The organism is Tardiphaga robiniae (genome assembly GCF_013359755.1).
In the GTDB taxonomy this organism is placed as follows: domain Bacteria; phylum Pseudomonadota; class Alphaproteobacteria; order Rhizobiales; family Xanthobacteraceae; genus Tardiphaga; species Tardiphaga robiniae.
Genome location: NZ_JABMCJ010000076.1, coordinates 155,341 through 179,248 on the forward strand (window position 1 = coordinate 155,341; position 23,908 = coordinate 179,248).

At 61.2% G+C, this 23,908-nt stretch carries 25 protein-coding genes; 11 read left to right on the forward strand and 14 right to left on the reverse strand.

The window, feature by feature from the left end; all coding sequences use genetic code 11:
* Nucleotides 1-92 precede the first annotated feature (92 nt).
* The 5 genes from HP556_RS08215 to HP556_RS08235 are packed head-to-tail and all read right to left on the reverse strand — an operon-like array spanning nucleotide 93 to nucleotide 4,355.
* Nucleotides 93-497 (reverse strand): GFA family protein, encoded by a 405-nt coding sequence (locus HP556_RS08215; RefSeq protein WP_093756638.1) that lies wholly within the window; start codon nucleotides 495-497, stop codon nucleotides 93-95.
* Nucleotides 498-550: 53 nt separating this feature from the next.
* Nucleotides 551-1,426 carry an aldose 1-epimerase family protein gene (locus tag HP556_RS08220; protein ID WP_175366577.1) on the reverse strand — a complete coding sequence of 292 codons (876 nt, stop codon included), beginning with the start codon at nucleotides 1,424-1,426 and terminating at the stop codon, nucleotides 551-553.
* Between the two features lie 31 nt (nucleotides 1,427-1,457).
* Nucleotides 1,458-2,387: an MlaD family protein gene (locus HP556_RS08225; RefSeq protein ID WP_120291412.1), complete on the reverse strand. Its 930-nt coding sequence runs from the start codon at nucleotides 2,385-2,387 to the stop codon at nucleotides 1,458-1,460.
* A gap of 19 nt (nucleotides 2,388-2,406) precedes the next feature.
* A complete protein-coding gene (locus tag HP556_RS08230; protein ID WP_175366653.1) occupies nucleotides 2,407-3,201 on the reverse strand; it encodes an ABC transporter ATP-binding protein in 795 nt (264 codons plus the stop codon).
* A 23-nt stretch (nucleotides 3,202-3,224) separates the two neighbouring features.
* Nucleotides 3,225-4,355 carry an ABC transporter permease gene (locus tag HP556_RS08235; RefSeq protein ID WP_089265213.1) on the reverse strand — a complete coding sequence of 377 codons (1,131 nt, stop codon included), beginning with the start codon at nucleotides 4,353-4,355 and terminating at the stop codon, nucleotides 3,225-3,227.
* A 253-nt stretch (nucleotides 4,356-4,608) separates the two neighbouring features.
* On the opposite strand from HP556_RS08235, the gene dgcA reads away from it, so the two are divergent.
* Nucleotides 4,609-5,580, forward strand: coding sequence for an N-acetyl-D-Glu racemase DgcA (gene dgcA, locus HP556_RS08240; protein ID WP_175366654.1), 972 nt, complete (start codon nucleotides 4,609-4,611; stop codon nucleotides 5,578-5,580).
* Here the strand turns inward: dgcA and HP556_RS08245 are convergent.
* Nucleotides 5,550-6,767: an MFS transporter gene (locus HP556_RS08245; RefSeq protein ID WP_175366578.1), complete on the reverse strand. Its 1,218-nt coding sequence runs from the start codon at nucleotides 6,765-6,767 to the stop codon at nucleotides 5,550-5,552. The genes dgcA and HP556_RS08245 overlap by 31 nt on opposite strands.
* Before the next feature lie 76 nt (nucleotides 6,768-6,843).
* On the opposite strand from HP556_RS08245, the gene HP556_RS08250 reads away from it, so the two are divergent.
* The gene (locus HP556_RS08250) at nucleotides 6,844-8,097 is read left to right on the forward strand and encodes a hypothetical protein (protein WP_175366579.1); all 1,254 of its coding nucleotides are present in this window, start codon (nucleotides 6,844-6,846) and stop codon (nucleotides 8,095-8,097) included.
* A gap of 15 nt (nucleotides 8,098-8,112) precedes the next feature.
* Here the strand turns inward: HP556_RS08250 and HP556_RS08255 are convergent, their stop codons facing one another.
* The 4 genes from HP556_RS08255 to HP556_RS08270 are packed head-to-tail and all read right to left on the reverse strand — an operon-like array spanning nucleotide 8,113 to nucleotide 11,730.
* Complete coding sequence (locus HP556_RS08255) at nucleotides 8,113-9,099, reverse strand: threonine ammonia-lyase (RefSeq protein WP_175366580.1); 987 nt, start codon at nucleotides 9,097-9,099, stop codon at nucleotides 8,113-8,115.
* Nucleotides 9,100-9,152: 53 nt separating this feature from the next.
* A complete protein-coding gene (locus HP556_RS08260; RefSeq protein ID WP_175366581.1) occupies nucleotides 9,153-10,202 on the reverse strand; it encodes a glycosyltransferase family 4 protein in 1,050 nt (349 codons plus the stop codon).
* A 14-nt stretch (nucleotides 10,203-10,216) separates the two neighbouring features.
* Complete coding sequence (locus HP556_RS08265) at nucleotides 10,217-11,014, reverse strand: UDP-2,3-diacylglucosamine diphosphatase (protein WP_420878657.1); 798 nt, start codon at nucleotides 11,012-11,014, stop codon at nucleotides 10,217-10,219.
* A 56-nt stretch (nucleotides 11,015-11,070) separates the two neighbouring features.
* Nucleotides 11,071-11,730 carry a class I SAM-dependent methyltransferase gene (locus HP556_RS08270; RefSeq protein ID WP_175366583.1) on the reverse strand — a complete coding sequence of 220 codons (660 nt, stop codon included), beginning with the start codon at nucleotides 11,728-11,730 and terminating at the stop codon, nucleotides 11,071-11,073.
* A gap of 303 nt (nucleotides 11,731-12,033) precedes the next feature.
* On the opposite strand from HP556_RS08270, the gene HP556_RS08275 reads away from it, so the two are divergent.
* Nucleotides 12,034-13,107: an acyltransferase family protein gene (locus HP556_RS08275; RefSeq protein ID WP_175366584.1), complete on the forward strand. Its 1,074-nt coding sequence runs from the start codon at nucleotides 12,034-12,036 to the stop codon at nucleotides 13,105-13,107.
* A 393-nt stretch (nucleotides 13,108-13,500) separates the two neighbouring features.
* Here HP556_RS08275 and HP556_RS08280 read toward each other — a convergent pair whose 3' ends face one another.
* The gene (locus tag HP556_RS08280) at nucleotides 13,501-13,650 is read right to left on the reverse strand and encodes a hypothetical protein (protein ID WP_175366585.1); all 150 of its coding nucleotides are present in this window, start codon (nucleotides 13,648-13,650) and stop codon (nucleotides 13,501-13,503) included.
* A 386-nt stretch (nucleotides 13,651-14,036) separates the two neighbouring features.
* Between HP556_RS08280 and HP556_RS08285 the strand changes: the two genes are divergently transcribed.
* Nucleotides 14,037-14,987, forward strand: coding sequence for a hypothetical protein (locus HP556_RS08285; RefSeq protein ID WP_246297499.1), 951 nt, complete (start codon nucleotides 14,037-14,039; stop codon nucleotides 14,985-14,987).
* 120 nt (nucleotides 14,988-15,107) lie between these two features.
* Complete coding sequence (locus HP556_RS08290; protein ID WP_246297501.1) at nucleotides 15,108-15,590, forward strand: MAPEG family protein; 483 nt, start codon at nucleotides 15,108-15,110, stop codon at nucleotides 15,588-15,590.
* Between the two features lie 3 nt (nucleotides 15,591-15,593).
* On the opposite strand, the gene HP556_RS08295 is transcribed toward HP556_RS08290, so the two are convergent.
* Nucleotides 15,594-17,462: a BTAD domain-containing putative transcriptional regulator gene (locus tag HP556_RS08295; protein ID WP_246297520.1), complete on the reverse strand. Its 1,869-nt coding sequence runs from the start codon at nucleotides 17,460-17,462 to the stop codon at nucleotides 15,594-15,596.
* 267 nt (nucleotides 17,463-17,729) lie between these two features.
* Between HP556_RS08295 and HP556_RS08300 the strand changes: the two genes are divergently transcribed.
* The 4 genes from HP556_RS08300 (at nucleotide 17,730) to HP556_RS08315 (ending at nucleotide 19,388) form a co-directional block, all read left to right on the forward strand.
* Nucleotides 17,730-17,921, forward strand: coding sequence for a hypothetical protein (locus tag HP556_RS08300; protein ID WP_120291429.1), 192 nt, complete (start codon nucleotides 17,730-17,732; stop codon nucleotides 17,919-17,921).
* A 408-nt stretch (nucleotides 17,922-18,329) separates the two neighbouring features.
* Nucleotides 18,330-18,689 carry a hypothetical protein gene (locus tag HP556_RS08305; protein WP_175366587.1) on the forward strand — a complete coding sequence of 120 codons (360 nt, stop codon included), beginning with the start codon at nucleotides 18,330-18,332 and terminating at the stop codon, nucleotides 18,687-18,689.
* A gap of 31 nt (nucleotides 18,690-18,720) precedes the next feature.
* On the forward strand, nucleotides 18,721-18,900 hold the full coding sequence (locus HP556_RS08310; RefSeq protein ID WP_175366484.1) for a hypothetical protein: 180 nt from the start codon (nucleotides 18,721-18,723) through the stop codon (nucleotides 18,898-18,900).
* Between the two features lie 68 nt (nucleotides 18,901-18,968).
* Entirely contained in the window at nucleotides 18,969-19,388 is a 420-nt protein-coding gene (locus HP556_RS08315) for a DUF6647 family protein (protein WP_175366588.1), read from the forward strand.
* 113 nt (nucleotides 19,389-19,501) lie between these two features.
* Here HP556_RS08315 and thiD read toward each other — a convergent pair whose 3' ends face one another.
* Nucleotides 19,502-20,302 (reverse strand): bifunctional hydroxymethylpyrimidine kinase/phosphomethylpyrimidine kinase, encoded by an 801-nt coding sequence (gene thiD, locus HP556_RS08320; RefSeq protein WP_175366589.1) that lies wholly within the window; start codon nucleotides 20,300-20,302, stop codon nucleotides 19,502-19,504.
* Nucleotides 20,303-20,455: 153 nt separating this feature from the next.
* Here thiD and HP556_RS08325 point away from each other — a divergent pair, with 153 nt between their 5' ends.
* A complete protein-coding gene (locus HP556_RS08325; protein ID WP_068735543.1) occupies nucleotides 20,456-20,692 on the forward strand; it encodes an Lrp/AsnC ligand binding domain-containing protein in 237 nt (78 codons plus the stop codon).
* Between the two features lie 213 nt (nucleotides 20,693-20,905).
* Here HP556_RS08325 and HP556_RS08330 read toward each other — a convergent pair whose 3' ends face one another.
* A complete protein-coding gene (locus HP556_RS08330; protein ID WP_175366590.1) occupies nucleotides 20,906-23,290 on the reverse strand; it encodes a transketolase in 2,385 nt (794 codons plus the stop codon).
* Between the two features lie 152 nt (nucleotides 23,291-23,442).
* On the opposite strand from HP556_RS08330, the gene HP556_RS08335 reads away from it, so the two are divergent.
* Nucleotides 23,443-23,904: an Lrp/AsnC family transcriptional regulator gene (locus HP556_RS08335; RefSeq protein ID WP_175366591.1), complete on the forward strand. Its 462-nt coding sequence runs from the start codon at nucleotides 23,443-23,445 to the stop codon at nucleotides 23,902-23,904.
* Nucleotides 23,905-23,908: the final 4 nt, after the last annotated feature.

The following is a 23,908-nucleotide window of genomic DNA, read 5'->3' on the forward strand; positions in this document are numbered from 1 at the left end:
ACGCGAAAAGCGGAGGCAGCGATGCCTCCGCTTTTTTGTTGAGCCTGCTGTTGTGCCGGAGCGCTAGACGCGGGGCCAGGCCGGTGCCGTCATCACGCGGGATCCTTGTCGTGAATGTTGACGCCGAACGGCAAGGACACCCAGGCATGCCGCCGACAATGATAGACGGAGATCTCCGGAGGCGGAAAATCCGGATCAGCAAAGCAGCCGACCGCCACAGCTACGGAACGCGCTTCATATCCTTCTTCGGTGTGGAAGAGATTGGTGCCACAGACGGGACAGAACCGGAATCGGAAGCGCGCGCCCTGATCCCCCGTGCGGACATACTCGGTCGCGATGCCGCTCACATTGTAACTTGGCCCGAAGCCCGCGAGCGCGGCAAAGACGCTGCCGGTCCGGCGCTGGCAGGCGAAACAGTGGCATATACCGACGCCCCTCGGCTCGCCTTCGAGCACGATGGACAGCTGACCGCACGAACAGGACGCAGTTCTCGACATGACGGACCTCCTCGATGCAGCGGTCTGCTGGATCACGGGCCGCGACAGTTACCTTATGCGAACCCTATGCGTTGGGTGAAGCTGCGCGTCTCGCCCACCGCGATATGCATTACGCCCGGCTTGTCGGCGAACTCGCCGTCAAAATCCACCGGGCTGGCATAGCCGTACCACGGCTCGATGCAGAGGAATGCAGCCCCGGATGGTTTCGACCAGATGCCAAGTTCGCGAAAGCCTTCCCAGGCGAAGGTGATCGTCGGTCCGCCAGGCGCGCTATAACTCAGCGACCTGCTGGCGAGATGATCGAAGATCATCGCATCCTTGAGGAACAGCGATTCCGACAGCGCCAGTGCGCCGCCCTGCACCGGCGATAGTTCTGGCTCCCTCAGCAACAGTCCACCCTCAAGCCGTCTGATCGGCGCCGGCTCAGCATCAGAGAAGATGATCGTATGCGCGCGCTTGTCGGCGCCATCCGTCAGCGGCCAGTGAAACGCGGGATGCGCACCGATCGAGGCCGGCAGCATCTCGTCGCCAGTGTTGGTCACGGCATAACCGATCACCAGTTCATCGCCCTCGATCACATAGGTGACGTCAAGCCGAAACGAGAACGGATATTTCGCCCGGCTGGCGTCATTGTCCGCCAGCGACAGCGCGCAGGATGCAGGTCCCTGCCCGGTCCAGCTGAAGCGCTGGTCGCGCGCAAAGCCGTGTTGGGTCATTGCATAGACCTGGCCGCGATGGCGCAGCACATCGTCCTTTAGCTTGCCGACAATCGGAAACAGCAGCGGCGCGTGGCGAGGCCATTCCTCGCCGGCCTGCCAGAGCACCTCATGCCCATGCGCATCCTTCAATGAGCAGAGTTCGGCACCAGCGGCCTTGATCGTCGCCGTGACGCGGCCATTGCTGATGGTGAAGCTATCTTGGGTCTCCATCAGCGCTCTCCCTGTATATTCAGACTGGTGTCTATTGAGCCTGCTGACGACGACGCGGCGGAGCGACAGATGCCGGCGGCGCGGCCGGAGCAGGTGCAGCCGCGGGTGTGCCGCTGCTGGCGCCAAACAACAGGCGCGTCGGGTTGCGGTCAAGATTGTTCACCGCACGGCTGATATCGGCGAGGGTACGGCGGCCATCGAGCATCAATGCGCCGGAACGCTTGTCGAGGTTCTCGGTCAGCTCATGGAACGACTTCACGGCCGCAGTCAGCTCACCGCCGTCCTTGCCCCCCGCGAGCGCATCAAGGCCGAGCAGGATATTGTCGGTTCGCGCAACAACGCTGTCGGCCTTGCCCATGACACCATCGGCTTTGCCCATCACGCTGTCGATCTTCAGCATGATGCCGTCGATTACTTCCGAATTTTTCGCCAGCGTCGCCGTGAAGGTTTCGACATTCTTCATGGCGCCCTTGAGAGTATCCTGATTGTCGGCGACCAGACGATTGACGTTGTTCAGCGTTGCCCGGATCGATTCAGAGATATCCCGCAACAGCTCCGGATCGGCCGTCAGGACCGGCACGCCGTCGGTGTCCAGCGGGACCGCGGGCGCAGCTTCATCGCCGCCCTTCAGCGCGATCGCCGCTACACCCGTGAGCCCCTGAAATTCCAGACCGACCTGCGTGTCCTTGCGAATGGGCGCGATGTTCTCGACCATCGCCAGCGCAACGACGCGCTTGGGATTGTCGAGCTTCACAGAGACGACCTCGCCGACCCTGATACCATTGAAGTTGACATTGCCGCCGTTGCGCAGGCCCGACGCCGCGCCTTCGAAAATGATGCGCAGCGGCGTGCGCTGCGTGGTCGAATGCAGATTCTGGAACCACAACACGAAGCCGAACGCTGCGGCGATCACCGCCAGCGTGAAAATTCCGATCAGGACGAAGTTCGCCCGCGTTTCCATCAAACCAACTCCAGTACAACTAGCCGATAACAGCGCGTGCGCGCTTGCCGTGGAAATATTCCCGAAGCCAGGGATGCTGCGAGGCCAGCATGTCGGCCATCGTTCCCTGCGCGATGATCTTGCCATTACCGAGAACGGCGATCCGGTCGCAGGCTGTATGCAGGCTGTCGAGATCATGAGTTACCATGAAAACGGTCAGCCCCAAAGTTCGCTGCAGCGTGCGCACCAATTCGTCGAAATCGCCAGCGCCGATCGGATCGAGACCCGATGTTGGCTCGTCCAGGAACACGATCTCCGGATCGAGCGCGAGCGCCCGCGCCAGCGCCACGCGCTTGATCATGCCGCCCGAGAGTTCCGACGGATAGCGATCGGCGACCTCCGGCTTGAGACCAACCATGGTAAGCTTGGCCATGGTGATCTCGTCGAGCAGACGTTCCGAGACCTTGAGATATTCGCGCACCGGAAACTGGATGTTCTGTCGCACGTTGAGCGACGAGAACAGCGCCCCGTGTTGAAACAGGATACCCCAACGCCGCTCGACTTCGCGGCGTTCCTTGTCGCCGCTGTCGAGATCGGTGCCGAACACTTCGATCGTGCCGGAGACCTTTGGGACGAGGCCAATGATCGTGCGCATCAGCACGGACTTGCCGGCGCCGGACGCGCCGACGAAACCGAGGATTTCGCCGCGCGCCACGTTCAGGTTGAGGCCGTCGAGCACCCGACGGCTGCCGAATGCCACGGTAAGATCGCGCACGCTGATGATCGCATCGGCAGAGGTGGAGGCGGCAGCCGTCGGCGTCTCAGTAATGGGCATCGCAGTCGTCGAGGTCATGGCCGTCAGATCCCGATCGTTGCGAAGAAGATCGCGAATACGCCATCCATCACGATTACAAAGAAGATCCCCTTCACCACGGACGATGTTGTGTGCTGCCCCAGCGACTCCGCGCTGCCCTGCACGGCAAGGCCTTCGACGCAGGCCACGATGCCGATCACCATGGCCATCACAGGCGCTTTCACCATGCCGACGATGAAGTGGTTGATCGAAATCGCCTCGCGCAGCCGCGACAGGAATGACGATGGATCGACGCCCCCATAGAGCCAGGCGACCAGACCGCCGCCATAGAGCGCAGCCATAGCGCCGAGAAATGCGAGAATGGGCAGCGCCAGCACCAGCGCCACCATGCGCGGCAGGATCAGAACTTCGATGGCATCGAAGCCCATGGTACGAAGCGCATCGATCTCCTCGCGCATCTTCATGGAGCCGAGTTCGGCTGTGTAGGCGCTGCCGGACCGGCCGGCGACCATGATCGCCACCAGCAGCACGCCGAGCTCACGCAGCACCAGCACGCCGAGCATATCGACCACGAAGACGTCGGCGCCGAAGCGGCGAAAATGGAACAGACCCTGCTGGGCAACGATACAGCCGATCAAGAAGGTGATCAGGACCACGATCGGTACTGCGTTCCAGCACACCTGCTCCAGGTGATGCACCACCGAGGTGAGCCGGAATTTCGACGGATGCCGCCAGACGCGGAACCAGGCCGCGATCACGGCACCAATCATATCGACCAGCGCGACGAGGGTTTCCCCGATGCCATAGATATTGCGGCCGATGCCATCGAGCACGGCAGTCAGGGCGCTACCGCTTGCCGGTAACGGGACAGCAGGCTTCACGCGGCGGACTTCGTCGACCAGGGTCGCGTAATTCGCCGAGAGGCCTGCGATCTGCGCCTCGTGGCCGCCATTGGTCAGCGCCCGACGCAACCTCTCGATCAGCCACGCGCCGAATGTATCCAGCTTGGAGACCTGCGACACGTCGATGAAGATGTTGGGGCGGCTACCGGTCAGCTTCTCGGCCTCGCCGACGAGTTTTTCGAGCGCGGGGGCAAAACGCGCCGTCCACGACCCAGCCGCGCACAGCGCCAAGCCGTCGCCTTTCGCGATCTGTTCCAGGGTCGGGCCGCTCAAAACAGGCTCCCGCGGGCGTTCAGTCTGTGCATGAACAAAGTATTAACACGCCCAAATACGTTTCTGAGAAGCCAAGTGAAGCCAACACGTTGCTATGGTTAATATAGCCTTAATCCGCCCTGTCAGACACCGGCATTGCGTCGCAAACAAGTTCACGGCGATCACGTAAACTTATAGACACGCCAATACCCGCCGTTACCGGCACAGCCCGAAAGACGCCGCATTGTCCGCATCCGACGCTGCCCCCACCCTAATGACCGCCCGGATCGAGCAATGGCCGATCGCTGGCGCCTTCACCATCAGCCGCGGTGCCAAAACCGAGGCCGTCGTCGTGGTCGCCGAGATCCACCGCGGCGGTTTGACCGGCCGTGGCGAATGCGTCCCCTATGCGCGCTATGGCGAGACCCCGGAGGCCACGCTGGCGGCTATCCTGGCGATGCAGGACCGATTTGCCGCGGGCCTCGACCGAAGCGCCCTGCAATCGACCATGCCTGCCGGTGCTGCCCGTAACGCCGTGGATTGCGCCCTGCTTGACCTCGAAGCCAAGAGCCAGGGCCAGCGCGTCTGGGACATGCTGCAGCGGCCGGCACCGCGCGCCTGCACCACCGCCTATACGATCTCGCTTGGTACGCCCGAGGCGATGGCCTCCGCCACCGCAAAGGCCGCCTATCGACCGCTGCTGAAGATCAAGCTCGGCAGTGACGACGACATCAGCCGCATCACGGCCGTGCGCCAGGCTGCACCGGAATCCGAGTTGATCGTCGATGCCAATGAGGCTTGGACGCCGGACAACCTGAAAGCCAATCTCGATGCCTGCCATAACGCCGGCGTCACGCTGATCGAGCAGCCGCTGCCGGCAGGCAAGGATGATGCGCTGATGCATGTGCATCGGCCGATCATGGTTTGCGCCGACGAGAGCGTGCATGGCCTCGCTTCGCTCGAGGCGTTACGCGGGCGTTACGATGCGATCAACATCAAGCTCGACAAAGCCGGCGGCCTGACCGAAGCGCTGGCGATGGCCGATGCCGCGCGTGCCATGAATCTCGACATCATGGTCGGTTGCATGGTGGCGACGTCGCTGGCGATGGCGCCCGCGATGCTGATTGCGCAATATGCACGCTTCGTCGATCTTGATGGCCCGCTATTGCTCGCCGGAGATCGCGACGGCGGTCTGCGCTATGACGAAAGCACGGTCTATCCGCCCGACGCGGCGCTCTGGGGCTGATCGCCCGCAACGCCCGGCGGCTGCCCGGCGCGATGCCGGCCGAACCATGTGACGGTCGCGCCGGCCAGGCCAAGCACGGCCATCACGTAGTAAACGCCCTCGCCGTAACGCGCATAGATCGCGCCTGACAGAACTGCCATGCTGCTCATCACAAGGCCGGTGCAGGCGGTGACGTAGCCCTGCGCACGCGCCATGACGTGCGGCGGCACGTGATGCAGCAACAGGCCCATAGTACCGAGCTGCGTCAGGCCATAGGTCGCGCCGTGCAGCAATTGCACAACCACGAGAATCGGGAGCGGAAGCGTTTGCGCGGTCAGCGTCCAACGCAACAATGCGCCGAGGCCACCGAGGATGACCATGGTCGCAGGTGCCAATGTCAGGCGTGGCGACACCGCGAACAGGATGATTTCGGCGAGCACGCCGAGCGTCCATAGACCAGCGATGGTGAGGCCGTCGAGCCCAGCCGCCTGCCAGGTGATCGACGCAAAGGTGTAGTAACCGGCATGGCTGCCCTGGATCAGTGCGGCGGAGATCGCGATGGCGAGGAAGCCGGGATCGCGTAGCAACGCGCTTGCCTTCGAGAGCACCGTACCGTCGCCTGTCGGCACGCCCAACGGCTGCAGACCAAGGCTGACGACAGCCGACAGCACCATCGCTGCAACAATCACCCAGATCAAATGCTCACCGTCGAGCCAGTTGACCACCAGACCGCAGGCAAGCGCGCCAACCACGAAGGCGGCCGAGCCCCACAGCCGCAGCGGACCGTAACTGAAGCCGAAGCGCACCACGCCTTTCAGCGCATAGCCATCGGTCAACGCCGTGAGCGGCGTCCAGACCACTGCCGTCAGCGCGAACACCAGGAGCACGGCGAGCGGTTCGCGTAGCGTGCCTACTGTCGCAAAGCCGATCATGGTGAGGAAGGCACAGACAATCATCGTCTGGCGCAGGGCATGACGGCGCTCTGCGAAAGCGGTGATGAAGGGCAGCGTGGTGAAGCGCGTCATCGACGGCACAGCAAGGATGGCGCCGATCCAGGTCGGGTCGATGCCGATCGCCTTCAGCCAGACCGGGAAGAACGGCAGATAGAAGCCGCTGGAGCCGAACACGGTGCCGTAGAACATCGCCAGCCGCTGCGCGAATTTGCGGCGGATTTGCGGGGCGCTATGGGTGGCAGATTCGGCTATCATGAGGTGAATTGCGATTCGCCACGGGATCGTGGAGATGGTTACATACCGCGCATCCCTGTGCGCGCCACGAGTTATCATGATGGCCGAAGAAGCATTTGCCCTGTCGCCGATCTCCGCCCGGCCCACCCTGCCGGGCGAGGCAGACTATGACGCGATCCGCGAAGCCTTCATGGAGACCGCGCGCGGCCGCTGGTTTCTTGCCGAATATGCCAAGCGCAACCGCACCGCCGATACCAGCCTGGTTCTCGAAGCCGTCACGCGCCTTGAAGCCAATCTCGCCGCCCAGAAGCAGGCGCCGGCGCTGAGCCTGATCGCCGCGCTCGGCGCGATCCGTTCTGCCGTCCGTCAGGCCAAGGCCAGCGCCATAGAGGCGATGCCGCGCGTCGACACCGACGAGGTTTTGACCGGTGCCCGCAACGGCACCCGCATCATCCGCGAGATCGCCTGGACGCTGCGCGAATGCGGCGCCGACACGCGCATCTGCGATCTCCTGGACACACAGGTGAAGGCCATCGAGGCCGGCCAGCAGGCGCTCAACGGCAATGGCCGCGAGGACGTGTTGGCGAGCTACGACTTGCTGATGCAGCGCATCGAGCAGATGGTCGATGGCAGCGCGGCGACAACTGCGCAGGCCGAACCGACTCCGGTTGCCGAGAAGGCTGAGCACGTTGTCGCAGAAGCGCGCGAAGCATCCGTGACGCCGCTGTTCAAGTCACAGGCGAGCGAAGTGTTGGCTGAGACGGTCACGATCTCAAGCACTGCACCGGCGCGCGCGGCTGCCCAGCCGGTCTTTGCGGAAACGGTCGCAGCAGAGGCCGTTGCCGAAGCAGTTGCTCCTATCGCAGAAGCCACCGTGGAGCTCGCCGCGACGATGGCCGAGGCCTCCGCGGCTATCGCCGCAGACGATGTCCCGCAAGCGTCTGAAACGGCAGGGATTGCAGAGGACGAACATGACCTCGCCGTCCTCGATATGGTCGCCGCAGAGATGGGCGCGCTCGATCTGAGCGAGCCGGACATTATTGAGCCTCAGCTTGCCGAGCCTCAATACCTTGAGCCTGAGGTGATGCGGGTTGAAGCTGTCGCTGTTCAGTCAGCCGAGCCCGAAGCCCTCAATCCCGATCTGATGACGCTGGCGCAGATCGCCGAGGTTGCACTGGCACCCGAGCCGCCGCAGCCAGATCTGGTACCTCAGCCGGAAGCCGCCGCGCCATCACTCGGCGCAGCGCTGATCGCTGGCGGCGTGATCGCGGATCCGAACGCACCGGCATTGGACCCGCTGGCGCCAATCCGCAAGATGACGCAGGCCGAGAAGATCGCGTTCTTCTCGTAAGCGCCTCAATCCCGATCAGGCATTGATGATCCTGGCGTAAAGATCCGCATCGACATTGCCACCCGACAAAACGATCACGACCGTCTTGCCGCGCGCGTCGAAACGCCCCTGCATCAGCGCGGCCAACGCCACGGCGCCGCCGGGTTCGACCACCAGCTTCAAGTCGCGGAACGCAAAAGCCATCGCCTTGCGGACTTCGTCGTCGGTGGCCGTGACGCCCCCCGACAGCAGATGCTGATTGACGGCGAAGGTGATTTCGCCGGGCGTCAGGGCCATCAGAGCGTCGCAGATCGTGCGGCCCGAATTGCTGTGCGCGACGCGCTTGCCGGCGCGCAATGAGAGTCCGTGATCGTCAAACCCCGCAGGCTCGGCGACGATGATTGCCGTCTCGGGGAAACGCGCCTTCACGGCGGTCGCGATGCCACCGATCAAACCGCCGCCGGAGGCCTGTGCAGACACGATGTCCGGCACGATGCCGAGGGCGGCCATGTCCTCGGCGATCTCGCGTCCGACAGTACCCTGCCCGGCCATCACGAACGGGTCGTCATAGGGCGGCACGACCGTGGCGCCGCTCTTGCCGGCAATATCGCGGGCGATGGCTTCGCGGTCTTCCTTGTCGCGGTCATAGAGCACGACTTCGGCGCCATAGCCCCTGGTTCGCTCGACCTTCGACACCGGCGCATCGGACGGCATCACGATGGTCGCCTTCATGCCGAGTATCTGCGCTGCGGCGGCAACGCCCTGTGCGTGATTGCCGGAGGAGAATGCGACGACGCCCCTGCCGCGCTCACCCTCGGGGATCGAGGAAATCTTGTTGAAGGCGCCGCGAAACTTGAACGAGCCGGTTCGCTGCAGCACTTCGGGCTTCAGGAACACTTTCGCGCCGGTCAGCGCATCGAGCGCAGGCGACCGGAGCAACGGCGTACGCGCTGCATAAGGGGCGATGACGCGCGCGGCGGCATCGATATCGGCGGATGTGATCGGCAATGGAGTGTTTGTCATGGGCGCATTTTATCGCGCGGCACAACCAGCGGGCAAGCTATACCAATCGCAGATCAGGCAGCAAAACGCGGATGCTTCGCTGCGGACGGTGCACGGGCAGCGATTTCGGCCCGCACATGGCTGATATTGTTGACGAAAGCGCGTGCCGACGCTTCCCAAGTGTGACCGGCAGCAAACTTGAGACAATCTTGCGGCGAGATTTCGAGCGCCTTGAGACAGGCCTGCCGCAAGTCATCCGACAACACACCGACCGGCGACGCGCCGATCACGTCCTTCGGACCCGTCACCGGGAAGGCTGCCACCGGCACGCCGCTCGCTAGCGCCTCGAGCAGCACGAGACCATAGGTGTCGGTCTTACTCGGAAACACGAAGACATCGGCTGAGGCATAGGCAACTGCCAGAGCCTCGCCCTGCAGCCCGCCCATGAACAGTGCATCCGGGTATTTCGCTTCGAGCGCCGCACGCGCCGGACCATCGCCGACCACGACCTTGGTGCCCGGCAGATCGAGATCGAGAAAGGCTTCGAGATTCTTCTCGACGGCGACGCGGCCGACCGAGAGGAAAATGGGCTTCGGCTTGCCGAGATCGACCTGCCGCGGATGAAACAGATTGGCGTCGACGCCGCGCGGCCACAGCACGACATTACGGAAGCCGCGGTCACGTAGCTCGGTCGCCAACGCCGGCGTTGCCGCCATCACCGCGGAACTCGCCCCATGGAAACGGCGCAGGCCGGCCCAAACCCAAGACTCCGGGATCGGAAAACGCGCCGAGATATATTCGGGAAAGCGCGTGTGGAAACTGGTGGTGAAGGGAATGTTGCGACGGCGGCAATAAGCACGCGCGGAAAATCCGATCGGGCCTTCGGTGGCGATATGGATATTGTCGGGCTTCGCCTCGTCGATCAGTTGTGCAATCTTGCGGCGGCTCGGGATCGCAACGCGCAAATCAGCGTAGCTCGGCAGCCCGACCGTACGAAACGATTCCGGCGTGAGAAAACTCACATCGACGCCAAAGCCCTTCGCCGCCTCCGCCATCATCGTCAGCGTGCGCACGACACCGTTGACTTGGGGATGCCAGGCGTCGGTAGCAACGAGAATGCGCATCAGGCCGCCATCCTTCACGCCGCCTTGGCCGGTGCAAGCGCCTGCACCGGCATGCCGCGGCGGACCGGATCGGTCCAGGTAATGATCTCGAAGCGGCCATCCTCGTGTTCGACCAGCGCCGTACAGCTTTCGACCCAATCGCCGCAATTCATGTAACGGATGCCGTGCTCGTCACGGATCGTCGCGTAGTGGATATGACCGCAGATCACACCGTCAGCGCTGTGGCGCCGTGCCTCGCCGGCCAGCGTCTCTTCGAATGCGCCGATATAGTTGACGGCGTTCTTCACCTTCATCTTGGCCCATTTCGACAGCGACCAGTAAGGGAAGCCGAACAATTTGCGCAGCGCATTGACCAGACGATTCATCTGGATCGCGAAGTCATAAGCCTTGTCGCCGAGATGGGCGAGCCAGCGCGCGTTCTGCACCACGAGGTCGAAAATGTCGCCATGGATGACAAGATACTTCTTGCCGTCCGCGCCTTCATGCGTCGCAGTCTCGACGACCTCGATGCCGCCGAAATGCGTACCGTAATAGCTCCGCAGGAACTCGTCGTGATTGCCGGGAATGTAAACGACCTTGGCGCCCTTGCGCACCTTGCGCAGCATCTTCTGCACGAAGTCGTTATGGGACTGCGGCCAGTGCCAGCCGGATTTCAGCGCCCAACCATCGACGATGTCGCCGACGAGATAGATGGTATCGGCATCATGGGTACGGAGGAAGTCCAGCAGCCGGTCAGCCTGCGATCCGCGGGCGCCAAGGTGGACGTCGGAGATAAACAAGGTGCGAAAGCGCTTTTCGTTGCCTTCACTCATCACGTCTCTTTCCATGTCGAGCAGCTAACTGATTTGCATGACACGGCGATGACGATTTACGCCGCCAGCGCCGCCGCGGTTCGCTCAAAAGTAACCAATGTGTAGATGCCGAACGGCGCCACCTTGCGGCGTTCGACGAGGATCGATTCAGCGTTCGATTGCGACCACGCCTGCAGCCGCGCGAACGGAAATTCCGGGCGCAGACCGAGCGAGCGCGTCTTCACGGCGGCCCAGCGCTCGACGGCGGCTGCCAGACCAGTCTCCGAATACAGATGATTGACGAGAATGATGCGGCCGCCCGGCTTCACCACACGGTGGCATTCCGACAGCACCTGCTCGGGATTCTCGACCAGCGTAATCACGAACTGTGCGACGACACAGTCGAAACTGGCATCGGCAAAGGTCATCGCATGGGCGTCCATCTCCCTGATGTCCTTGACCCATGGATAGCGGCCGGTTGCCATCTTGGCGCGCGCCTTGGCGAGCATGGGCGCGCTCAGATCGATACCGGTGATCTCGGTTGTCGCATCATAGTCATCGAATGACAGGCCGGTGCCGACGCCGACTTCAAGCACCTTGCCGCCCACAGCGCGCGCTGCTTCCGCAGCCGCACGGCGCCCCTTCAGCATCACCGGACCGCACACCGCATCATAGATCGGAGCCCAGCGCGCATAGGCCGTTTCAACAATGGACTTTTCGAGATCCAGCGTCGTCATCGAAGGTTCCGCCCAGCGTGTCCGGAAGAATCGGACAACCCATTTGCTGTTCGGCTGATATCAAGCCGGGATGACAGATCGACGACAGAGTGTCGCAGGAACAAGTATCTGAGTGCTGTAGACACACCCTGTGTCACCCATCCTGAGAAGCTCGCTCCTGGGAGGCTCGAAGGATGAGGCTATGGGTGCCTCGGCGCATCCAGGGCCCTAAGACGTTGACGGCGATGGCAAAGAACCATGCCACCCGCAGAACCATTCGTATCTATTAACAGCCACTAAAGGTTTTCCACGCAGGATTCGACGATGGGCACGCTCAGAATCATCCTCGCGATTTCCGTTGCATTCGCGCATTTCGGGCTGCCTTTCGGCATTCTCACCAGCGACATCGCCGTACAGAGCTTCTTTGTTATTTCTGGGTTCTATATGGCCCTGGTGCTGAACGAGAAATACGCGCCCGGTTCCTATCGGCTGTTCATCTCCAACCGCCTGCTGCGCCTGTTTCCGGCATACCTGCTCGTGCTGACTCTCTCCCTCGTCGTGACCGGGCACTGGAAGCAACTGATGTCTCTGGACCCGTTTGACGCCGCATATTTCGTCGTCTCCCAATTAGTGATCATTGGTCAGGAGACGTACTTTTTTCTGGTCGTTCGAGATGGTGGGCTGGCGCTCGCCTTGCAGCCGGCCGGTGTACCCGACCTGCTCTACACATTCGCCCCGATTCCGCAGGCATGGACTCTGGCACTGGAGATCTACTTCTATCTACTCGCGCCGTTGCTGGTGAGACGAGGACCGATCGTGATTGCCTCAGTTATCGCTGCAAGCCTTGTCTTCCGGATGGGAGTTCAATGGCTATTCGGCTTCAGTGGAGACCCGTGGTCCTATCGCGTATTTCCTTCCGAGATGGCGTTATTCTGCGCGGGAGCGCTAGGCTACCAAGTATACGCATCCGGAGATGACAGCAGGCGAGCGCGCCTGAATGGATTGCTCGTACTGGCTTCGGCGCTGATATTCGTTTGCCTCACGATCAACAAGTCGAAAGGATTCGAGACGCTGCCGTCGATCTCGTTCCTCGCCATTGTGATCGGTGCAGTTCCCAGACTGTTCGAGCTAAGCAAGAACATAGGATGGGACAGATACCTCGGCGAGCTGTCCTATCCAATCTATATCTGCCATTTTCTATTTGGATGGATATTGCTGCCGGAGACGCTTCTAGCGTCCTATGGCGCGCTATTCCTCACCGTGACGACGTCGATACTGATCTATCATCTTGTCGATCAGCCGATCGATCGCTGGCGACAAAAGCGCTTTGCCCGAATTCAACGCAAGGTGAGCGAGCGCGGCCCATTAAGCAGCCGCGTAACGGTGCGACCGACTTAATAGAACGGGTAGAAACGATGCACCCGGCCGGTCCTGTGGCCGCCCCTGATCAGCACAGCCTTGCAGCCGAGCGCAAGCGTTTCGCGGACATTGTCTCTCTGGCTTCGGCATCAAGCTTCAAGACGGGTCGCTAGATCGCAGAGCCGCTACAGCGCGTGGATCGCGAATCCGGTTCTGACGCGCAGAATGCGCAAGACGAAGCCCTTCCTGACCGCGTTCGACACGCCTGGCGGCCTTTTTGGCAGCGCCTTAAGCGGAAATAACGCTGCTCTGACGCCCGACTGACGTCGGCGACGACGTCGACAGGCTTCAATGGATGTCACGCGGCGATGTGCCGGGATATCCCGGTCACAAAATCGGAGCACCACCATGCGCGCTTACGCACAGTTTGTATCAGGCGACGATCATCTGCGTCTCGGCGCGATCTTCAGCCTGCCTGCCACGTGGCGACAGCGAGCCCGTTTCAGAGCAGAGTTGCGCGCCGATATCAGAGACCGTCCCGATTTTCTCCACGATATCGGCATCGGCCTGTACGAAGCGCATGCCGAAGCGTCACGGTTTTTCTGGGAGCCTTGGCTACTAAAGCGCCGCTAGTCCAAAATCACAATCCGATTGTTGCGGCGGACCTGCGCTCGACCAAGAGCATAACATTCGTCTTTTCCAACAACGATTGATCGGACGATCTAACGCTCATACTGCACGCATTCTTTTAACAGCACCTCTGCAGCGCCCAACTAAGACTTCGACAGGCTTCAACGGGTGCCACGCGAGGCCTGCGGCCGCACATTCGGGTCGCAAGAGTCTCTACCAGATAGCTACCGATTTCGGACCGATGCAATTCCAATGATTGCGATCGCGATTGCTTCGCGTTCCGCGGAGCACTTGAGAGGCCCGCCAGGGCAAATACGTAAACGAGGCAAGGGGCGCGCATGCAGATGGTTGGCAGGCTATTGTCCGCACTTGGCGGACAAGGACCAGCGCTTTTGGTGATCTCGCTTTGTGCAGGGCTGTTGATCCAACCTCTCGCTCATTTCGGCTACGATCTTTTGCCGTTCTCCGCATTTCTGCTGACACTAGGCTCGTTTCTCGCAGCCGGTCTCGCACCATCCGAAGCCAGGATTCGTCTGCCTCTGATGGCCCTGGTGATTGCCTGGGTCGGCCTGGCGCTTCCTCTGGCCGCTGCCGCTCTACTGTCCTTCCTTCCGCTTGATCCTGCGCTGCGGGCCGGTGTTCTGCTTTCGCTCCTGGCGCCGCCGGTCGGAAGCGCGGCCGCGATCGCTGGGATGCTTGGTCTGCGGACCCGTCTCGCTTTACTCGTGTCCATCGCACTAACCCTCCTCGCGCCGATTTCAATTCCATGTTTTGCCACAGTGCTCGGACTTGGAATTGAATTCGACATGGGCGCGCTGGCTATCCGATTGTTCAGCATCATCGGCGCTGCAGGCTTGGTTGCCTTTCTGGCAATACGGTTTCACCGGAATCTGATGCCCGTTCTGCCCGACCAACACGCTGCCACCGGGGTCGCCGTTATCGGACTCATCATCGTCGGACTGGCAACCTCACAGGGCATACGGACCCACTGGATCAGCAATCCGCTACGTTTCGATGTCATGCTCGCCGCGGCGGTCGTCTCCAACTTTGGACTGTGCGCGCTCGCAATTTTGACATTCGCGAGAATGGGGTTACAGACCGCTGGAACGATAGGCCTCGTGAGCGGAAACCGTAATGTCACTCTCGTGTGGGCAGCGGCCAGCTTTGGTCTGCCATCTCTCGCGGAGGGTTATGTCGCTGCGTGCGTCATCCCTGTCCTCGCGCTCCCTCTCATCGTCAAGCTTTGCCTCAAACTACCTTCCTTCAGCCGTCTCCTCCCGCAAAACTGATGACCAAGAGGCGACAGCCCCCGATCAACACTCGTACGGGGGGCCAAATCCCGCGTAAACAGACACAGACATTGTATTTCGCTGGGAAACGCGCTGGGCCATAGATACGATCTATGGCCTATGGGGGACGGCACATTGGACAAACTCACTCTGAACGATCCGCTATTCGCTGCCTACGTCATTGCCGCGAGCCTGACGATCCTCAAGGCTGTGGCGATGTCGTGGCTGACTGTAGTCCGTATGGTCGACGTCAAAGGCGGCTACCGTTCACCCGAGGATATCAAGAAGACGCCCATGAACCCCGCGCCCGACCCGGCGCAACTCTTGCCCAACGAGCGCGTCGAGCGGATCCGCCGGATCCAAATAAACGACCTCGAGAGCCTGCCCTACTTCCTGGTCGCGGGTTTGCTCTACATTCTCACGCAACCGTCCCTGCTGCTCGCCCAATGGCTGCTATACGGTTACGTCGCCTCACGTCTGCTTCACTTCGTCGCCTATCTCACCGGACAGATTCATGAGATACGCGCGACCTTTTGGACTGTGGGCTCGCTCATCCTGATCTTCATGACCGTCCGGACGTTGATATCTGCAGTCGGCGCGTGAAGTTCAAGCCGTAACGCCGGCTTCGCGCTGGGCCGATAGGTAACGTTCAAGATCGTCGTCCTGCTTGAAAAAGCGCATGGCACGAAGCTCTGTTATAGTTGTCTTTTGCACGGCATCGCGCTGACGCGTCACGTCGCGGGCCTCTTCCAATCGCCTGGCGGCTACAAGATTGGCTACCAGCATGCGATGGCCCGTACCGTTGGCCGGATTTTGCTGGATCGAGTTGCGCGCCCACAAGACACCATCCTCAGGGCGTCCGAGCGCAAAGCATGATGCAGCCAGGCCCGTCATCCAAAAATGGAGCATATTGTCGTAGGGGCTGAGGGCGATCGACCGGTGAAGGCATGTGACAGCATGCTCATAGTCGCCCCCCATGCTGTCGATCATTCCAAGAATGCCCCAGGCGAAGGCGGAGCTTGGATTGAGGCGCACAGCTTCCTTGCAGTGGATGCGCCCCTGATCGTTGTTGCCGACCGGACCAAACAATGTGAAGCCATAGACCGCATGGGCAAAAGCATCTGCGCCATCTTGCTCGACGGCGCGGCGCGCCAAGACGAGGGCTTCGACCAACGTTCCCGGCAACGCCGCCGCCCCCAGAGGCGAAGCCATGACAAGTGCCCAGGCAAGGGACGCCAGCGTGGCTGGGCGCAGCTGATCGCGGTTGAGAGACTGTCGCAACAATACGATCGCCCTCGTGATCCCGTCACGGGTTCCGTTCCATAGATGGGGAAGCGCTCGCAGGTAGATGTCGTAAGCCGAAAGATCAGAGAGCGGCTTGCGCCTTGCGCGCTCGACCTCGGCGCTCCGCACGGCCGGATCAATCACTGCAGCGACGCTTGCGCTGATGTCATCCTGCAGATCGAAAACATCGACGATGGCGCGATCGTAGCGATCAGACCAGACCTGAACCTCATCGCGGGCATGGGTTAGTTCGGCCGATACACGAATGCGGTTGCCCGCTTTGCGGATATTGCCGCTCAGGACGTATTGAACACCCAGTTGTTGCGCGATTTGCCGGCTGGTCAGCCTTCTATCCTTGAAGGCGAAGCTCGATCCGCGTGCGATGACCACGAATTCGCGAAAGCGCGACAAAGCGGTGATGATGTCCTCGGTGACGCCATCAGCGAAGTATTCCTGCTCCGGCTCGTCGCTCATGTTCCGAAACGGCAGAACCACGATGGATGGTTGATCCGCGACCATCATCAGAGCAGGCGCAAGTGGAGTCGATATCTCGATCTCGCCGACAGCCGCCGATTCGATCAGTGTCTGGGCTCTGCGTAATTCAGCAACGAGCGCTCTGGTTGCCTCGTCCGGCTCTGTGTTGAGCTCTCGCTTCAGAAGCCCAACGACCTCTTGATAGTATTTGAGCGCTTCAGCTTTACGCCCGGTTGCAGACAGAGCCTGCATGATCAGCCGGTGCGCATCCTCACGCATGTTGTTCAGTGCGCTGGCACGGTGCCCGGCCTTCAATGCGTGATCAGCGCGACCGGCGACCAGTTCTTTTTCGCCGAGCCCGACCATCGCAGTCAGAGCCAGCTCCTGAAATCGCTGGCGTTCGCCAGCCAGCCAATCGCTCCAGCCTTCTTCGGTAACTCCGATGTCATCGACGAAGCGCCCTCGATAGAGATCCGCCGCCTCACCCAGCGCATCACGGCCGCCCTCCCGCACCAGGGCCTCGAACCGGCTGATATCGCACAGGATCACCGTCGTATTCAGCGATACGAACTCGCCATCGCTCTTGAGAGCATCGCGACCCAGAATTTGACGTAGCTTGAACAGTGACTGACGGAGGTTCTGCCTTGCTTGCGCGTCGAAATAAGACCCCCAGAACAGGGTCGACAGTTTTTCGCGCGGCTGAGGCTCCGGTGCCATGCAAGCCAGATAAGCAAGCAATCCCGAGAGCTTCTTGTTTGGCAAGCCGACCACGCCGTTCGGCCCGGTGAGCACGACGCGTCCCAAAAGCGAAAGATTAAATTTTGGGCACACCGTCGGCTACTTCCAAGTTTTGAACAAATGCGTCCTCTGAATATACATTTAACTCAGATTGGCAACTTTGCGAGCAGTATTAACGCAGCGATGACGGCTGACTAACGCCGGTGAGACGGCGGCGGGTTCAAGTCAAAATGCGACGAGATGCGAATGGCATTCGGCGCAGAGCAACTTCACCCGGAAGCCGTCATGCGCACGCGTCACATCATTGCAGTCGTCGCTACCCTGACCGTGATCCTCGCCGGAGTTGATGTGGCGCTGACTTCCCTCGCCGCTCCGAAAGCCAGAGCGGCTTCGCACGCCACGCCTCCCGTCTCACCCCTCCTTTTCGGAGGCGACTGATCTCAGTTCGATTTCGAAGTAGCCGTCAAGCAGGAGGTCGCATTGACCAATACCGCGCAATTACGAGCGCGATCGTATGCCTTTCTCTCAACCGAAGACGAACGACGAGTCGTCGCGAGATGGAGAACTGGAGTGATCGCGTTCTATGGCTCGATTTTGTTGATTGCTTTGGCTGCAACGAGCCAAAGGCCCCGAGCCGATCAGCCTGACCTCGCTTCCGATGATTTCGTCACATACCACATGTCGAGCTTGCCGCTACCGTAGGCGAACAAAGCCAACGCCGCGGTAGCATCGCTGCCAATGCCAGCAAGCACAGCGAAGTTTCAATGCAAATTTCAAGGGTGTCAGGCGGGCCGAGCGGTCAGCAAGCTCACCTGCATCATCCCGTGAAGCATCAGGAAAAGAGTGATGAAGACCGACTTTCCGGCACCATCTCCAACACCTGTGCGGGCTTCGATGATCGTCAGCGCACTTCATGAATCCCGTCGCCGGCAGGCAATCAACGTCATTCATCGCTACCAGCATCTCATCTCCGACCGCATCGAAACCAACCTTGGCAAGCTCATTCCAGCGCCAGACGCGAAGATGCGCGTTCGTCAGACGCAGAATAATGAAAGGAAAAGAAGCGTGAAGCGATTGAGTGAGACGCACCTGATCATCCTGATCCTTATCGGCTTCGGCATTGTGCACGTGATTGGTGGCGTGCTGCTGGCACGGGCGGCGCCCGAGCACAGTCGCCCTGTGAATATAGCAGCCTGGGGCGACTGATCGCGGCAGGCGAAGACGGCATCAATCATCAATGGACGGCAACAATCGTGAGGCTGACATGACTGCAATCGCGAGCGCGATGTCCCGCGCGATTCGATCGATCACCGGAGCCGATGTGCTCAAGCATTTTCTGTTTTTCTGCGGAGCCGGAATTCTGGTGTTCGTGCTCTCGCTCACTTACGGCCTGGATTTGAGCTCGGGCCTTTTCTGATCCTCGCCACGATTACGCAACTGAAGCGTCCAGTTCCCCCGCAGGCCATACCCGCACGAGGTCACTACGTGAACGCTCTGATCGCCACCTATATCGCATGGATCATCGCCCAAACCGGCTTCGCCCCTCCGGCTCATCCGCCAATTCATTTCGCGACGTCAGCAGAAATGGCTGTGCTAAGTGGTGCACCGGAAAATAGCGGGCTCGAATTTCAAGCCCTCTACAGCCGCGAACAAGGCGCGATCTACCTTCCCCACGAATGGCAACCGGTCAATTTGCGGCAGAAGAGCGCGCTGCTGCACGAACTCGTGCATCACGTGCAACGAGCCAACAACGTCGAAGCTCCGTGTGTGGCAGCCCACGAACGCCAGGCCTATGACCTTCAGATGACATGGCTCCGCGAACAGGGGGTCGAGGATCCCTACAGCCTCATCGGCACGAATGAACTCACAATCTACATGGTGAGCGTCTGCCGCGACGGTTCGTAAGCGGCACACGACATTCCGTCGTCATAGGCCATGAGATGCAACGGGCTCGTGCGCGGACCGATGCTCACGCGATTGGAACGCGCCGAGGTTGGTTTGAGCCGATCTTGATACGCCTAATAGAACGCATGAAAGTGATGCACCGGGCCGTGGCCGTGACCGACCGTAAAACGATCCGCCGCAGCGATCGCAGCCGTGACATAGGCTTTCGCCGTACGCACGGCGGCTTCCATGTCCTGCCCCTTGGCAAGGCCTGCCGCGATCGCTGATGACAGCGTGCAGCCGGTACCGTGCGTATTCTTCGTGGACACGCGCTCTGCCGGCAATGCAATGGCGCGGTCTGCGGTGATAAAATAGTCAGTGCTCTCCGGGCCGGTCCCGTGGCCGCCCTTGATCAGCACAGCCTTGCAGCCGAGCGCGAGCAGACGCTTGCCCTGCGCCTCGATGGCCGCATCGCCCTCCGCCATTGGCTCATCCAGCAACGCGGCCGCCTCTGGCAGGTTTGGCGTGATGATATCGGCAAGCGGGATCAACGTGCTGCGCAGCGCGGCGATGGCCTCCGGCGCCAGCAGGCGATCACCTGACGTGGCCACCATCACGGGATCGAGCACCACATGTTTCGGCTGCCATGTCGCGAGGCCCGCAGCGATGGCCTCGATCACGTCACGCTGCGCGACCATGCCGATCTTCACCGCGCCGACCGCGAGATCGACGAACACGGCATTGATCTGCTCGCTCACGAACTCTGCAGGCACCTGATGGATGCCGGTGACGCCCTTGGTGTTCTGCGCGGTCAGCGCGGCGATCACCGACGCGCCATAGACGCCCAGCGCCGCGAAGGTCTTGAGGTCGGCCTGGATGCCGGCGCCGCCCGAGGAATCCGAACCGGCAATGGTCAGCGCAACGGGTGTGGGCATCGGAAAAACTCGCACGAGATCAAGGGATAAGCAGCCATACCAGTCCTACCCCGCCAGTCGTGAACCAGCAAGGCGGCGACATGCTGGCGGCTTGCGCCGCACCCTGTTTTGGGCTTGATGATCTCTAAAATCGCCCGTTTCCGGAGAATCCCGATGGTCCCCTTCTTTGTCCAGTTCAAGTGCAAGCTTGGCCAGTCCTACGCCGTCGCCAACGCGCTGGCCGAAGCCGAAATCGCCTCGGAGATCTATTCCACCGCCGGCCACTACGACCTGCTGGTGAAGTTCTATGTCGATAACGCCACCGACATCGGCCATTTCGTGAACGAGAAGGTGCAGACCATCCCGGGCATCCAGGACACGCATACGATCATCACGTTCAAGGCGTTTTGAGAAACGCACCGGCCGTGCGCTCCTTCTCCCCGCTCTGCGCGGGGAGAAGGGTGGGATGAGGGGCGAGGCACAATAGCCGTTCCAATTCACCCTGGGCATGTCGCACAGATTCCGATCCGCGAATTGCGAGTATATGGCGACGTCGTGCCATGCCCCTCACCCGCCGCGAAGACGCGGCGACCTCTCCCCGCAAGCGGGGAGAGGTTAAGAGACCTACACCGCCATCTTCCGGTGCAGCACGGGCACGCCGCTCAGCTCCTCCGCCGCGTCGACGATCGCATTCGCGTCGATGCCGTGGTTGCGATAGAGATCGCCAATGGTACCGGTCTGGCCGAATTGTTCGACACCCAGCGCTTCCATGCGATGACCGCACACGCTGCCGATCCATCCGAGCGTCGCCGGATGGCCGTCGAGCACGGTGACGATGCCACAATCGCGCGGCAGCGGTTGCAGCAGCTTCTCGATGTGGCTCAGATGCTGCGGGTTGCGCCTGTCGCGGCGGATTTTCCGCGCCGATGTCCAGCCGGCATGGAGACGATCCGCCGAGGTGATCGCCAACAGGCCTATGTCGCGATGGCTGTCGCCGAGCAATCCCGTTGCCTCGATCGCCTCCGGCGCCAGCGTGCCGGTATAGGCAATCACCAGATCGCAATTGGCGCCAGGCTTGCGCAACCAGTAGGCGCCATCGGTGATGCCCTGCTGCAGCTCCGGCGTCATCATGCGCTGCGGCTGCTCGATGGTGCGCGTGGAGAGCCGCAGATAGACCGAGCCGCCGGCACGCTGGCCGCTGTCATCAGTGCCCGCGTCGCGCTGCATGTGCTGGAAGCCCCAACCCATGATGACGGCGAGCTCATCGACGAAAGCCGGCTCGAACGATGCGAGCCCGTCTTGCGCCATGCCGATCAGCGGCGTCGCGATCGACTGATGCGCACCGCCTTCTGGCGCAAGCGTGATGCCCGACGGCGTCGCCGCCACCATGAAACGGGCATCCTGATAACAGGCATAGTTGAGCTGATCGAGACCACGCTCGATGAAGGGATCGTACAGCGTCGCGACCGGCAGCAGACGGACGCCGTTGATGCTGCTCGACAAGCCCAAGGCTGACATCAGGATGAACAGGTTCGCCTCGGCGATGCCGAGTTCGAGATGCTGGCCCTTCGGCGAAAAGTCCCAGTTGAAGGTGGACGGAATCTTCTCGCTGCGGAAGTGATCGGCCTTCTCGGCACGCGCGAACAGCCCGCGGCGATTGACCCAGGCGCCGAGATTGGTGGACACGGTGACATCGGGCGACGCGGTGACGATGCGCGACGCCAGTTCGGTATCGCCGCGTGCCAGCTCATGCAGGACGAGGCCGAAACCCTGCTGCGTCGACATTTCCGGCGATGGCTTGAACGACAGATGCGCGGGAACATCGATCACGTCAGCGCCCAGGCGCCGCGTGCCCTGCTGCACGAAAGGCACATCCTTGAGGAACGCATCGAGCATCAAAGCGTCCTGCGTCAGGCCCTCATATCTGTCCCATTCATGGCCGGGCCGGATGTTCTGCGCCGCGCGCCAGGTCTCCATCTGCGTCGGCGTCATTAGGCCGGCATGGTTGTCCTTGTGGCCCTGGAACGGCAGGCCGATGCCCTTGATCGTATAGGCGATGAAGCAGACCGGACGATCGTGATCGATGGCTTCAAAAGCCTCGACCATGCTGGCCATGTCGTGGCCGCCCAAATTGGACATCAGTGCCAGCAGCTCCTCGTCGCTGCGCGCTTCGATCAAGCGCGACACCGGACCCTGATCGCCGATCTCGTCGTTGAGCCGCTTGCGGAACGCAGCACCGCCCTGGAAGCACAGCGCCGAATAGATCTGGTTCGGACAATTGTCGATCCAGGTCTTCAATGCAGCTCCGCCGGGCTCGGCAAAAGCCGTCTGCATCAGCCGGCCATACTTCACGATCACCACATCCCAGCCGAAGTTGCGGAACATGGATTCGAACTTCTCCCACAGCCCCTCGCGCACCACGGCGTCGAGGCTCTGGCGGTTGTAGTCGACGATCCACCAGGTGTTGCGCAGCCCGTGCTTCCAGCCTTCAAGCAAAGCTTCGAAGATATTGCCCTCGTCCATCTCGGCATCGCCGACCAGCGCGATCATGCGGCCTTCGCGGCGGTCCTTCATCCAGCCGTGAGCCGAGACGTAGTCCTGCACCAGCGATGAGAACAGCGTCTGCGCGACGCCGAGGCCGACCGAGCCGGTGGAGAAATCGACATCGTCGATGTCCTTGGTGCGCGACGGATAACTCTGCGCGCCCTTGAAGCCGCGAAAGTTCTCGAGCTTCTCGCGCGTCTGGTTGCCGAACAGATACTGAATGGCGTGGAACACCGGACTCGCATGCGGCTTCACCGCAACGCGGTCTTCCGGCTTCAGCACCGCGAAATACAACGCCGACATGATCGTCGCCAGCGACGCCGACGAGGCTTGATGGCCGCCGACCTTGAGGCCGTCGGTATTGGGGCGGATGTGATTGGCGTTGTGGATCGTCCATGACGAGAGCCAGAGCACCTTGCGCGCCAAGGCGGTCAGGGTCTGCAGGCGATGATGATCGATCGGCATGGTGGGCTCCCGCGTCGGCCAGCTGCGCTGGTTCGTGATGAGGTCGCCATTCTAGCAGGCGCCTCCAAGGGATTTTCTCAATTCATCGCGACAACCACGGTCATATTGGTATAAATGAATGGTTCCAGCTCCCATTTCATGGAATTTTCCCAATGTCAGCCCTCGACGCAATCGACCGCAAGATTCTCGCCGCGCTGCAGATCGACAGCCGCATCACCATGCAGGAGCTCGCCGAGAAGGTCGGGCTCTCGATCTCGCCGTGCCATCGCAGGGTGAAATTGCTGGAAGAGCGCGGCGTCATCACCCGCTACATGGCGCTGGTCGATCAGAAATCAATCGGGCTTCCAGTCAGCGTCTTCATCTCCATCAAGCTTGTCCGGCAGAAGGAGGAAGATCTCAACCGTTTCGCGAAAGCGATCTCGAAATGGGAGGAAGTGCTGGAATGCTATCTGATGACCGGCAACCGCGACTATCTCTTGCGCGTCGTCGCGGCGGATCTGTCATCCTATGAGGCATTCCTGAAGAACAAGCTGACGCGGCTCGACGGCATCGCCTCGATCGAATCCAGCTTCGCCCTCAGCCAGGTGAAGTATTCGATCGCACTGCCGGTGTAAGGGC